The sequence below is a fragment of the Furfurilactobacillus cerevisiae genome (genome assembly GCF_048961765.1).
GTDB classification, from domain to species: Bacteria; Bacillota; Bacilli; order Lactobacillales; family Lactobacillaceae; genus Furfurilactobacillus; species Furfurilactobacillus milii_A.
Window position 1 is genome coordinate 75,676 of record NZ_CP185253.1, and the last position, 11,760, is coordinate 87,435.

Sequence of the window (11,760 nt, forward strand, 5' to 3'; positions counted from 1 at the left end):
CTTAATTTGCTATACAGATGTTTGGATATGTATAAACAAAAACGACATGTACTCAATGTGGCTAAGTGCATGTCGTTTTATGGCAGTTAAAATTCACTACGATTTTTGTCTTTTGGAACTGGAAGTCCTTGAGAAACATTCCTTTGTTACACGTGAAACAGACAGATCTTTTAGGCGAGTGCAGATGGTGCCTTAAGCTGTGGTCCTTTGCCTTCGCGAGCTAAGACCCAGTCATCAAGGTTCCACTCTTCTGTTCCACGACGCCATTGACCGAAGTCCCAGCGTGATTCACGTTCGATTTCAACAATTTCGTTGTTTGGTCCAATTGAGACCCAATTATAGGAACCGTTGTGATGAGCGAACTTGACCCACAGAATCGGCGTGGTTACGAGTTGACCAGCATCATTGGTGAAGGTGCGCGTTTCTTGGCCAATGCGCATGAAACTCAGTTGATGAGCGTAAGCTGAATCAATGGATTGAAAGACCTGAGTCGCAAGGTTGATTGCTTGTTGACTCCTTGGCAAGTTGCCTGGTTCTTCGAAACTGAAGTTGTTGTAGCTGATGAGGCGGTTGTCGCTACCGTAAATAACCGTTACGTGAGCGTTATTGAGAACTACTGGACCTTCCTTTTGGTAGCGAACGACGGTTACCTGTTCGCCATTACGAGGGTGTTGTTCACGGCTAACTGCAACGAAATCATCTGGAATAACAAGGTTACGGTTTTCTTTGCCGTTAACGTTCAAATACTTTGTCATAAGAAAATCCTCCAATTTTTAAAGAGATGTTAGTGTTGATGAGCGAGATTGGCGTTTTTAGCAATCGTCCGTTTGCGTGCACGATTGAACACGATGATCCCCGCGCCAGCTAAGAGCAATAAGCCAAACAGATAGGCGGTTCGTTGTGCGGCAATAATATTAGCTGCAGACTGACCGATAGCTGTGGTTGTTCGATGACCTGCATCAAACGAAAGGTGAACATAGAAGGTCAGTGTTGATAGCGTGGTTCCCAACACGAGTCCGAATTCACGCATTAATGAGTTAATCGATCCTGCCATCCCACGATCGGCGGTTGAGACACTTTGCATGATCAGCGTGTTGTTTGGTGTGCCAAAGACAGCCGTACCAATCGCGATCAGTGCTGAAACACCGATGAAGACGATTGGTTCAACATGACCATTGCTGAGCACTAGGCCAATCTGAGCCAGCAGCAGGATGATTAAGCCAGCAGCCATAACACGCTGTTTGTTGAACTTATCCGTTAGTGTGCCGGCAATAGGGTTTGCTACTAAAGCGACAATCGGTGAGGCCATTAGCAGCAAACCACTGACTTGGCTAGAATACTTCAACACGATTTGTAGGTAGATTGGTGCCAGCAATGTGAAGAAGTACCCGACAACAAAACTGATCAATGCGGCAACGACGTTTTGTGTAAACGCACTGTTTTTAAGCAGGTTGAGATTTAATAATGGACGCGTTGCCCGGCGCTCGTGATAGACGAACACAGCGATCATCACGAAGAAGATAATGAGGCCAATAATGGCCCACAGCGGATGGGTCATGATGACACTGGAGGCAACGAAGAAGGACACGGCTAGGATGATCAAGTCACCGACGCCCAACCAATCTACGTTTGGCCGGGAAAGTTTGCCAGGTCGCGGAAAGATAAACCATTCGGCAATGAGGCAGATGATGCCTAGCGGAACGTTGATCCAGAAAATGTACCCCCAGGGGAGGAAGGCTAAAATCAGTCCGCCTAACCCTGGTCCTGCAAGTGACCCTAATGAGATGAACAAGGCTTCAATGCCAAGTGCACGTCCCAGATACTGAGGTGGAAAAGTATCCGTTACGATGGCATAACTGTTGGCCATCGTCATACTGGCTCCCACGGCCTGAACAAACCGACCGAAGAGGACAAACGGTAAGTTGATGCCAAAACCGGCAAGGCCCGAACCAATCAGAAACAACGCAGTCCCAATTTCAAAGATAAATGGTCGACCGAGCTGATCGCCAAGTTGCCCAAAGAATAGTAACAACGCACTGATAGTGATGAGGTAAATGCCGATAATGGTCGTTGTTGCGTTTGTTGAAACGCTCAAATCTCTTGCAATGGTTGGAATGGCGATACTGACGATGCTACCGTCAATGATGACCATGAAGAAGAATGAGCCGAGAATACTTAAAATAAGCCATCTTTTAAGCAACGGTCCCACTTCCTTTCTTTCACCTATTTTTAACCAGGATTGCATAAAGTGAATGGGGAAGGCGGTTATTCACCGTCTTCATCGAGTTCACGTTCCAACTGACGAATTTGTTGCTCAAGTTCTTTGATGGTATCCCGAACTTCTTCCAGCGTTAGACCTTCTGAGCTGTAGCCCTTGTAATAGGCGGTGACGTAATCATTGTCTTCGAGACGTTGCAGTTCATCGCGCAATTGGCCTAAGCGTTCAACGTCATAATCGTACTTATCTTCGTTTAACATGGTGAAGCCTCCTTGGAATTGTGTGGTTTCAAACGGAAAATAATGAGCCAAATAGGTCAGATGACGTTATCCCAATGGCTGTGGTGCTGGTAACTGACGGCGTTTGCCTTCGCGCACCAGAACCCAATCGTCGAAATTCCACTCTTCAGTTGAACGACGAGAGAGCAGGTAGTTCCAACGGGAGTCGCGCTCAACTTCAACGATTTGTCCGCCAGGTCCTACAGAAACCCAGTTATACGAGCCATTGCGGTGTGAGAATTTGACCCAGAGAATTGGTGTTTGAATGGTTCGGCCACCGTCTGTGAAAGTTCGTGTTTGCTTGTCAATACGCATGAAGCGCAAATGGCGAGCAAAGTTCGGATCAATCGATTCAAACGTTTGTTGTGCAATCTGTAATGCTTCTTCGCCACGTGGCAACGGTGCGTCACTATCGATACTGAAGTTGTTGTAGCTTAATAGTCGACCGTCGTTGCCGAAGATAACTGTGACGTGGGCATTGTTGGGAACGACTTTGCCAGCTCGTTGATAACGAATTACCGTCACTGTTTTATGATTGCGTGGGCGTAGATCACGGGCAACTTCCACGAAATCATCCGGCAAAGTCAGCATCTTGTTTGGTTCATGGTGAATATCAACAAATTTTGTCATCAGGTCTGCCTCCTTAATTACGTTAAACTAACGGCAATTTGGACTAAAGACTCTGTAAACGCGTCCACCTGTGCAGCAGATAGAGCGCCTAAACTTTCCTGATTAATGTGGGCTAACACATGTTTAAGCGCTGGAATCAAACGAGTGCCTTTGTTGGTCAAACTGATATTCCAGGATCGCTTATCATCTGTGGCCCGGGTCTTTTTGACTAGCCCCAGCCGGATCAGTTCATCCAAACGACGTGTCACGTTGCTTGGACTGAGATAAATCTGGTGAAATAACTGATCCTGTGTCATTTGTCCTACTAGGTTCAGTTTTAAGAGGAAATAGTAGTTACTGGCGGTTAGTTGAAGCGGCATGAGTTCATTGTTTAACTGCATTTGCAACTTACGAGAAACAATATTGAGTTGTGCTAAAATTCCGTCATCTGTTGCCAGCATTGGTTTCACCTTCCTTACCTTTTTAGTGATTAGAATTATAAAACCAAAGATTTATTTGCGCAAGCAAGTAATTATCAAAAACTTCGCAAATACAAATCTTTTTGTATTTAGCGATGTTCAGTTTACTTATTAAGTCAGTTAATGACTTGGCAGAGCCTTATGTGATCCGGATTTGGCGATATGAATGGTCGTGGAAAAAATATGAGATTCGATGATTGTTGTAACCCAGATCTCTGATGTTTGTGCTCGCTGAATGCTAGTTAAACCAAGCCCTTGATGCTGTTTTTTATTAGTTGCATATTTTTGTGCCAATTTGGTGACGTCAATGGTGCGATTTACCGCAATTTGGTTATTGATACGAATTTTAACTTCTGATTCCGTTTGTGAAATGACAACATCGACAATCTTACCAGCAGTTGACGCCTCGTCGATTGCGTTATCAAGCAAATTACCAAGAATTCGAATAAGATTCAGGTGCTCCATGCTAGGAAAATCAATTTGTTGATTAATGACGATATTCAAACGAACATGTCGTTGTGCCGCCTGATTAAGTTTTTCAAATAAAATACCACGGACGTAGTCGTCACTGACGTCATCCAGTTGTTTATAAACTGCACTATGTGTAACAAATTGTTGTAATGTGGGTTGAATTTCGTCTTTAAAAGGTAGATTGCAAATTTAATCCGAATTTTTGGACAAATTGGTCAGCATAACCTGATACGGTGTTTTCCAGTCAAGTATTTTAAGCGGTCTCTGGTTAATTTGGAGTAACGTCGTCGTTAAATCTTGAGCACTAATGTGTTCAAAACGAGTCCCTTTAGGATAAAAATAACGTAAATTCCGATTAAAGCGTTCATTACTACCACGTTCAGCTGGCGTATAAGCATGGCAGTAATAGGTCTTAATACCATATTGTGATTCAAGTGATACTAGCCCACTAAACTCAGTGCCACGGTCCACAGTAAAGCTGTGCACCGGACCATTAAAAGTGGTTAGGAACTTAGTTAGTGCTTCATTAACAGTCACTGTCGTCCGATCTTTTAACCGGTATGCCCAAAGGAACCGTGATTTTCGATCGATTAAAGTTAATAAAACTGCCTTACTATGCCCACGAGGACCAACGACTGTATCTAGTTCAAAATCGCCGATGCGATTACGTTGATTAATCATCATGGGACGCTGTTCAATTGATCGCCCCAAAGATTGATTATATTTGGATCGTTGGTCAACGTTACGCCGTTGGCGTACGCCATGTTCAGGTAGATCATTCAAGGAGAAATCAATTCTCTCCTGATTTAGCCAATTATAAATAGATTTAGTAGCTAGTTTAAATTCGTGAGCAATCATTCCTGGTGACCAGCTTAGACGTAAATGGTTGAGAATTTTTTGCTTTAACTCATCGCTCAGCTTAGTTTTCCGACCACATCGTGATCGCTTGTATTCGGCATCTGTTTGTGCTAATTCAGCCTGATAAGGTTGACATCGAGATAATTCATAAGAAATTGTTGACGGTGATCGGTTCAGCCGAACGCCCATTTGGATATTGGACAGCCCTAGTTCACAAAAGGTTTCGATTTTAATTCGTTCGGAATAGGTTATACTAGACAAAAGATCAGCTCCTAAAAGATGGGTTTGTGGTAAACACCATTTTAAAGGAAGCTGATCTTTTTTGTCCGAACAGCGTTCGGATTAATTTTACAATCTACTAAAATAGGACTGCAATTGATCAATATCACCATGATCAATCATTTCGGTCATTCCTAACATGATATTCTTATAGTCCTGGCTAAAAGTTTCAAGATTGGTATTCAGGTCGCTCAATGCATGACCGTAAGTGTTTAAATTTTGCAGTGCCTGATTTGCTGCTACACGTTTATTTTTAGATACAATTAGTTGAAGGTAAAGGGCGGCAAAACCGATGGTAAACACCGAAGCAGCATATGCTTGCCACTGCACAGGATGCTGTAGAGCAACAGTAAAAACAATGAGATAGAGAGCTGAAAAAGTTCCCATCAGCATGTAATCGTATCCGTCCGCGGGGAGCTCCTCAAGCAAGGTCACAAAATTGTACTTACGTGCGTAATGGTGAGCGATCAGACCGCAAATAATGACTAAGGGCAGAGCAGTCATGGTTGAACCAACCATATTAATCATTGCTGTAGCACTCTTGCCAAAGTAACCTTTCATTAAGATCGTATTTTGTTTGTTGGCGGCCATAAAGTTAATTAACATACCAGTTATGGCCCCAATGAAACGGTATAAAGCGTTAACTAGTAAAACAACAGGTAATAGCAAAATTTTCTTGGCGTGAATCATATAGCTCAGCATCCACCAGTTTAAAAGGACTAACGGAATAACGGAAAAAATGACCATTGGGGCCTGTGGAAAGCGGGCTACTAACGCCAGTGCGAAAAACATCGTAATACCTGTTAGGATAAGCCAAAAAGGTAACCATTTAAGTTGTACGCGTTCCCGAAAAACTAGATCAAGCGTAATAAGGCCAAAGTAACCGCTCATACATGAAATGATGACCATTAATAAGTGCATAAAAATTCCTTCAATCACAATTTATTGTTTTGTGGCTTAAAGTGCTCAATTTGAGACTACACTTTTTTGAATAACAAGTCAGGTATTTGTTTAAACAGGGTGAATCTGTTGATTCAAAGCTGCTGCCCCACGCTCGCAAAAAAATTTATTGATTATACTTGACCTCGAGTTAACTCGAGGAAATATACTTCTTTTTGTCGTCATTTAACACAAAACAAAAAGGAGATTTATTTATGACTATGAAAGTAATTATGGGAGCAGATCCATTAGGCTACGAATTGAAGGAACAAGTGAAAACACATTTACTTGAACAGGGAGTTGAAGTGACCGATGTAACCCCGTCAAATGATGTTGATTACTTTAAAGTTGGTTTTGAAGTCGGTCGTCGAATTGCCAACCATGAATTTGACCGCGGATTTATCTTCTGTGGTACTGGTATGGGTGTTAATATTGTGGCAAATAAGTTTAACGGTGTTTACAGTGCACTGTGTGAGAGTATTGAAACAGCTCGTTTATCACGCATTATTAACAACGCAAATATTTTAGCCATGGGCGGTATTGTGATGACACCATACATGGCAACGCAGATGGCAGATGTTTTTCTCAAAACGCCATTTTCAGAAGGCTTTTCTGAGGCGGATCCTGAATTTTTACAGGGAGCACTGAAAGATGTTCAAGCACTAGAGGATAAGATTGCCGATTTAAATGTGGCACAACAGGGGTAACTACTTGACCCTAACCCTGGTGGTGGTTCTATAGTTAACGTGAGTAAACAGTAAATTTTAGTTTGGAGGAACATTTTATGAAACAACGTAATATCGGCGGTACCAATTTTAAGGCGTCTGCTGTTGCATTAGGAATTATGCGGATGGAAGCTTTATCCGCAGAAGATGCTGCTAAGGCGCTAGATAGCGCTTATGATGCCGGTATCAACTATATTGATTCAGCTGACATTTATGGAATGGGCAATTCCGAAAAGGTCTTCAAACAGGCTCTGGCCAAGTCATCCGTTAAACGTGATCAACTTTATATTCAGTCAAAGGGTGGTATTATTTTTGATCCCGCTCGTAGTCATGGCAGTTTTGTGTTTGGTCAACGTTATGATTTTTCAAAACAACATTTAATTGAATCCGTTGATGGCATTTTGGAACGGATGGGCATCGATTATTTGGATGCCTTTCTGTTACATCGTCCAGATCCACTGATGGAACCAGAGGAGATTGCTGCTGCGTTTGACGAACTCCAAGCCTCTGGTAAGGTACGTCATTTTGGAGTATCAAACTTCAATCCCGAACAAATCGAAATGGTGCAAGCAGCAACCAGCCAACGTTTGCTCATCAACCAATTGCAATTTAGTATTATGCACTCGGGCATGATCGATGAAGGATTGCATGTCAATATGACGGATGACCGCAGTGTCATGCACGACGGTGGTTTATTGGAGTATTCACGTCGCAAGCACATGACCGTCCAGACTTGGTCGCCCTTCCAGTATGGCTTCTTTGATGGGACGTTTATCAACAACGATAAGTTCAAAGAACTGAATGATAAACTACAAGAATTGGCCGATAAGTACGGTGTTTCTAAGAATGCGATTGCTACGGCATGGATTTTACGCCACCCAGCTAATATGCAAGTACTGTTGGGTACCATGACGCCAGCACATATCGTAGACAGTGCAATGGGAGCCGATGTCGACCTCACCAAGCAGGAATGGTATGACGTATACTTTGCGGCAGGAAATGATTTGCCGTAGAGCGTGACTGACCCGTTTTTGAATCCGAGCAATAACGGGAAATCGTCATTGTACAAGCGGTTTTGGCTTGTGCGATGGCGATTTCTTGTTATGCACAGGATTCAGGGTCAGGAGCGCGTTTTAAATATGTAGCAACAAAGGCGGCACAGGCTCTAGGGGAGTGAACGCGTTTTAGATGTGTAGCAGTAGTGCAAATAGTGCACTGCACAGGATTCATGGTCACGTTAGGGCCTCTGTCGTAGTGAGAATTTCGTAAATGCTGAATGTCATGAAAAAATGAAGAATCGCCGCCGTTGTATAATCGAATCAACATTCTACGTTATTAAGAAAGTGAGGCCGATGATGGCTTATTCAATTGGAACAATTGCAAAAAAAACGGGATTATCTATATATACTCTGCGTTATTACGATAAGGAAGGACTTACACCGTTTGTCAAACGTAACGAAGCAAGTGGCCGCCGAGAATTTACCGATTCTGACCTTAATTTTCTATCCGTGATTGCATGCCTAAAAGGTACAGGGATGCAACTGGATGAAATTCGCGATTTTGTGAACTGGTGTATGGAAGGTGACGGAACACTTGATGAGCGGTTAACGTTGTTTGAAGAGCAGAAACAGGTTGTGATCGATCAAATTGGAGATGCATTGAAAAATTTGCAGAAAATCAATCATAAAATTAACTATTATCAGAAGGCTGTAGCAGCAGGCACGGAAGACGCAGTTACTGGTGTCAATGAGTTGCCTGAAACGTACACGCCGTTTAATGAACTGGTTGAACAATTGCGCGATGGTGGTGCTGAAGAACGATTAAATCAAAAGATAAACTAGCGATTATTTGATCATTGATTGACATCCTTGGACGACATAGAAATGTGTTTACTCTTTAAGGGCCGCCAATGTCGATTGTTGAAACATTGCTAGAATTTCATGAATTGCTTCTATAGACTCTTTTTGTCCGTTACTCAGCCATTCACGCCAAATTGCGTAGACGCCAGCGCTCATGAACTTAACCCAGTAGGTTTGTTGGGCAACACTAATATCATTCCAATTGATGGTCTCCTTATAGAAGGTGGCCATATTTTCGTTGAACACAGTTTGAATAATGGGTTCAAATCCACGTTTGGCAGCCAGATTAAAAGTATCAGTCATGTCAGTAAAGAATTGCCCTAATGCCGCAATTTTCTGATCCTGTGGCGTGTTGGTCATAATGTCATTAAATCGTGCGTCAATCTGTGGTTTAAAGTAAGCGGTCAGAACATCTGATAGTGTTTCAAAGTTTCGATAGAATGCCATACGACTTACACCAGCTCGACGGACGACCTGGGCGATAGTAATCTCAGCTAGGTCTTTATTTTCCAACAGTTGCAGTAAAGCCGTGGTGAGATATTCTTGAGAGTCCTGTTTGATTTGTTGCGCATGTTTGGTGGCTGCCATTACAATTCTCCTGTTCTGTCACAGATGCCTATTTTAGACTTGTTTAGCTACAAGAAACACTCTACAATTCTTTTACAGATGTTACAAGTATAACGTAAGTGGAGGAATTCAAAAATGGATAAGAAATTAGTTGTTGTTACAGGTGGTAGTGGGTTTATCGCTGTTCATATTATTTTGCAGCTATTACAACAGGGTTATGCGGTTCGGACAACTGTTCGATCAATGAAGAAGACAGACTTAATTCATGAAATGTTAACAAACGGTGGTGTGACGGATTTTAGCGATTTATCAATTGTTGAAGCTGATCTCACGAGTGATGATGGTTGGGCTGATGCTGTAAAGGGTGCAACTTATGTTATTCATCCAGCTTCACCAACACCAACATTAAACTTTAAAAATGAAGACGAAATGATTCGTCCGGCCGTGGATGGCGTGCTCCGCGTTATGCGTGCCTCACGTGATGCTGAAGTAAAACGGTTTGTGCTAACGTCGGCATATGGGGCAATCTTTGCCGGTCACAAGAACCGGACAACACCATACACCGAAAAGGATTGGACAGACCTGTCAGCCAAGAATATTCATCCTTACCAAAAATCTAAGACAATGTCGGAACATGCGGCATGGGATTTCATTAACAATGAAGGTAATGGGATGGAATTGGCAACGGTTAACCCGGTTGGTGTTATGGGACCAGTATTGTCCTCAGATTACTCGCATTCTAATATTCAAATTCAAGATTTATTAGAAGGTAAAATCAAAGCAGTGCCAAAGGTTGATTCTGGCTACGTTGACGTTCGTGATGTTGCTAGTTTGCACATTCTCGCGATGACCTCACCTAAGGCGGCTGGCGAACGTTTCTTAGCTACGACCGGAGAAACATTGTCGATGTTGGATGTTGCCAATATTTTACGGGAGGCGTTCCCACAATTTGCGTCAAAGTTACCAACAAAGACAATGCCAAACGTACTGGTGAAAGCTGCTGCACTGACTAATCCGATGCTGAAAATGGTGGCTCTAATAGTTGGACAGTATGCCGAGACAAGTAACGAAAAGGCAGTTACCATGTTGGGCTGGCATCCACGTTCAGCACGTGAGGCAATTATTGCTACAGCACAGTCAATGATTGATTTGGGAATTGTGAAAGCTTAATTTAAATAGCAAGGCGGGCAAAATCTGAAAATGGATTTTGTCTTTTTTTAGTTTGACAAACATTGTGCTATCAAAATGCGTATGTAAATGTGTAAGGACCCAAATTACTCGACATAAAAAGACTGTTCCACGATATTTGAGCTTGGGTGTAAACTTGTAGCACATGATTAACTCGGAAAATAGGAGACCATTATGAAATTTTTGCACACGGCTGACTGGCATATTGGTAAAAAGTTACATGGCTTTGATTTACATGAAGAACAGGACGATGCGTATCAACAAATTTTACAAATTGCGGTAGCACATAAAGCCGATGCAGTCGTTGTTGCAGGCGATTTATATGACCGATCATTGCCCAGCGAGGATAGTGTCAAACAATTGAATCATATGTTGATTGATTTAAATTTGACTAATCATTTTCCGGTTTTAGCAATTAGTGGCAATCATGATAGTGCCACACGTTTGCATGTCGGTAGTGAATGGTATGCCCAAACCAATTATTTCTTGAATACCGAGTTGGCGGATGCATTCGAACCAGTTGAGTTGGGCGACACGCAGTTTTTCTTGTTGCCTTATTTTGAACCATGGCAGGCTCGAAACGTATTTGAAGACGATAGCATTAAGACGGTTGAACAAGCGATGACATTGGTCGTAAATCGTCAACAAAAAGCATTTAAAGCGGGGATGAAACACGTCCTAGTCGCACATTTCTTTGCAGCAGGAAGTAGTCAAACGGACTCTGAAACGAAAGTCGTCGTTGGTGGACTTAATGCAGTGCCACTGGATTTGTTGAGTGCATTTGATTACGTTGCACTTGGTCATTTGCACAATCATCGAGCGCTAACCGATGACAAGATTAAATACAGCGGCTCACCCGTCAAGTTTTCATTGTCAGAGGCGGACGAGCAAAAAGGCGTGTGGATTGTGGACACGGATGCGAATACAACAACGTATGTACCAATTAAGCCATTGCGGGATGTCGTTAACTTAACGGGTTCTTTTGAAGAATTAACCGATCCGGAAACGTATGACGAGTTAGACCGGGATGCCTATTATGGCGTGACATTGACAGACAAGGCCATCATTCCAGATGTAATGAATCGCTTGCGTCAGGTTTATCCACGAATCGTTAGTTTGGATCGACAGAACGGCCGCGACGAGCTACCAACCGTTCAAACTGTGGACCCAACCTTGGCACCAATGGCGTTGTTTGGGAAGTTCTTTGAGCACGTGAATGATGACGAAATGAGCGAGCAACAACAGAAGTGGGCAGAACAAGGCCTGCAGGAAGCTGAACACGAGGATTAA

The 11,760-nt window shown here is 42.8% G+C and carries 14 protein-coding genes; 5 read left to right on the forward strand and 9 right to left on the reverse strand.

The window, feature by feature from the left end; translation table 11 throughout:
• Window positions 1–170 precede the first annotated feature (170 nt).
• The 8 genes from ABUE36_RS00310 to ABUE36_RS00345 form a co-directional block, all read right to left on the reverse strand.
• The gene (locus tag ABUE36_RS00310) at window positions 171–755 is read right to left on the reverse strand and encodes a hypothetical protein (protein ID WP_421016984.1); all 585 of its coding nucleotides are present in this window, start codon (window positions 753–755) and stop codon (window positions 171–173) included.
• A 29-nt stretch (window positions 756–784) separates the two neighbouring features.
• On the reverse strand, window positions 785–2,200 hold the full coding sequence (locus tag ABUE36_RS00315) for an MFS transporter (protein WP_178941763.1): 1,416 nt from the start codon (window positions 2,198–2,200) through the stop codon (window positions 785–787).
• A 65-nt stretch (window positions 2,201–2,265) separates the two neighbouring features.
• Window positions 2,266–2,478 (reverse strand): hypothetical protein, encoded by a 213-nt coding sequence (locus tag ABUE36_RS00320; RefSeq protein ID WP_161000744.1) that lies wholly within the window; start codon window positions 2,476–2,478, stop codon window positions 2,266–2,268.
• A gap of 66 nt (window positions 2,479–2,544) precedes the next feature.
• The gene (locus ABUE36_RS00325; protein WP_178941764.1) at window positions 2,545–3,126 is read right to left on the reverse strand and encodes a hypothetical protein; all 582 of its coding nucleotides are present in this window, start codon (window positions 3,124–3,126) and stop codon (window positions 2,545–2,547) included.
• Between the two features lie 17 nt (window positions 3,127–3,143).
• A complete protein-coding gene (locus ABUE36_RS00330; protein WP_017261356.1) occupies window positions 3,144–3,566 on the reverse strand; it encodes a MarR family winged helix-turn-helix transcriptional regulator in 423 nt (140 codons plus the stop codon).
• 138 nt (window positions 3,567–3,704) lie between these two features.
• The gene (locus ABUE36_RS00335; protein ID WP_250161207.1) at window positions 3,705–4,049 is read right to left on the reverse strand and encodes a GHKL domain-containing protein; all 345 of its coding nucleotides are present in this window, start codon (window positions 4,047–4,049) and stop codon (window positions 3,705–3,707) included.
• 195 nt (window positions 4,050–4,244) lie between these two features.
• Window positions 4,245–5,174, reverse strand: coding sequence for an IS30-like element ISLpl1 family transposase (locus ABUE36_RS00340; protein ID WP_421016985.1), 930 nt, complete (start codon window positions 5,172–5,174; stop codon window positions 4,245–4,247).
• Window positions 5,175–5,261: 87 nt separating this feature from the next.
• Window positions 5,262–6,113, reverse strand: coding sequence for a hypothetical protein (locus ABUE36_RS00345; RefSeq protein ID WP_421016986.1), 852 nt, complete (start codon window positions 6,111–6,113; stop codon window positions 5,262–5,264).
• Window positions 6,114–6,346: 233 nt separating this feature from the next.
• Here ABUE36_RS00345 and ABUE36_RS00350 point away from each other — a divergent pair, with 233 nt between their 5' ends.
• From ABUE36_RS00350 to ABUE36_RS00360, 3 genes are all read left to right on the forward strand, one after another.
• A complete protein-coding gene (locus tag ABUE36_RS00350) occupies window positions 6,347–6,838 on the forward strand; it encodes an RpiB/LacA/LacB family sugar-phosphate isomerase (protein WP_161000741.1) in 492 nt (163 codons plus the stop codon).
• Between the two features lie 77 nt (window positions 6,839–6,915).
• Window positions 6,916–7,869, forward strand: coding sequence for an aldo/keto reductase (locus ABUE36_RS00355; RefSeq protein WP_161000740.1), 954 nt, complete (start codon window positions 6,916–6,918; stop codon window positions 7,867–7,869).
• 342 nt (window positions 7,870–8,211) lie between these two features.
• On the forward strand, window positions 8,212–8,697 hold the full coding sequence (locus ABUE36_RS00360) for a MerR family transcriptional regulator (protein ID WP_421016987.1): 486 nt from the start codon (window positions 8,212–8,214) through the stop codon (window positions 8,695–8,697).
• Window positions 8,698–8,745: 48 nt separating this feature from the next.
• Here ABUE36_RS00360 and ABUE36_RS00365 read toward each other — a convergent pair whose 3' ends face one another.
• The gene (locus ABUE36_RS00365) at window positions 8,746–9,303 is read right to left on the reverse strand and encodes a TetR/AcrR family transcriptional regulator (RefSeq protein WP_161000738.1); all 558 of its coding nucleotides are present in this window, start codon (window positions 9,301–9,303) and stop codon (window positions 8,746–8,748) included.
• A gap of 114 nt (window positions 9,304–9,417) precedes the next feature.
• Between ABUE36_RS00365 and ABUE36_RS00370 the strand changes: the two genes are divergently transcribed.
• Both ABUE36_RS00370 and ABUE36_RS00375 read left to right on the forward strand, forming a co-directional pair.
• Window positions 9,418–10,452: an SDR family oxidoreductase gene (locus tag ABUE36_RS00370; RefSeq protein ID WP_421016988.1), complete on the forward strand. Its 1,035-nt coding sequence runs from the start codon at window positions 9,418–9,420 to the stop codon at window positions 10,450–10,452.
• 192 nt (window positions 10,453–10,644) lie between these two features.
• Complete coding sequence (locus tag ABUE36_RS00375; protein ID WP_178941766.1) at window positions 10,645–11,760, forward strand: exonuclease SbcCD subunit D; 1,116 nt, start codon at window positions 10,645–10,647, stop codon at window positions 11,758–11,760.

Excerpts from the sequence above, each read along its gene's own strand:
- ABUE36_RS00310 (WP_421016984.1), bottom strand. The coding sequence starts at position 755 with ATGACAAAGTATTTGAACGTTAACGGCAAAGAAAACCGTAACCTTGTT.
- ABUE36_RS00320 (WP_161000744.1), bottom strand. The coding sequence starts at position 2,478 with ATGTTAAACGAAGATAAGTACGATTATGACGTTGAACGCTTAGGCCAA.
- ABUE36_RS00325 (WP_178941764.1), bottom strand. The coding sequence starts at position 3,126 with ATGACAAAATTTGTTGATATTCACCATGAACCAAACAAGATGCTGACT.
- ABUE36_RS00330 (WP_017261356.1), bottom strand. The coding sequence starts at position 3,566 with ATGCTGGCAACAGATGACGGAATTTTAGCACAACTCAATATTGTTTCT.
- ABUE36_RS00335 (WP_250161207.1), bottom strand. The coding sequence starts at position 4,049 with ATGGAGCACCTGAATCTTATTCGAATTCTTGGTAATTTGCTTGATAAC.
- ABUE36_RS00345 (WP_421016986.1), bottom strand. The coding sequence starts at position 6,113 with ATGCACTTATTAATGGTCATCATTTCATGTATGAGCGGTTACTTTGGC.
- ABUE36_RS00350 (WP_161000741.1), top strand. The coding sequence starts at position 6,347 with ATGACTATGAAAGTAATTATGGGAGCAGATCCATTAGGCTACGAATTG.
- ABUE36_RS00355 (WP_161000740.1), top strand. The coding sequence starts at position 6,916 with ATGAAACAACGTAATATCGGCGGTACCAATTTTAAGGCGTCTGCTGTT.
- ABUE36_RS00360 (WP_421016987.1), top strand. The coding sequence starts at position 8,212 with ATGGCTTATTCAATTGGAACAATTGCAAAAAAAACGGGATTATCTATA.
- ABUE36_RS00365 (WP_161000738.1), bottom strand. The coding sequence starts at position 9,303 with ATGGCAGCCACCAAACATGCGCAACAAATCAAACAGGACTCTCAAGAA.
- ABUE36_RS00370 (WP_421016988.1), top strand. The coding sequence starts at position 9,418 with ATGGATAAGAAATTAGTTGTTGTTACAGGTGGTAGTGGGTTTATCGCT.
- ABUE36_RS00375 (WP_178941766.1), top strand. The coding sequence starts at position 10,645 with ATGAAATTTTTGCACACGGCTGACTGGCATATTGGTAAAAAGTTACAT.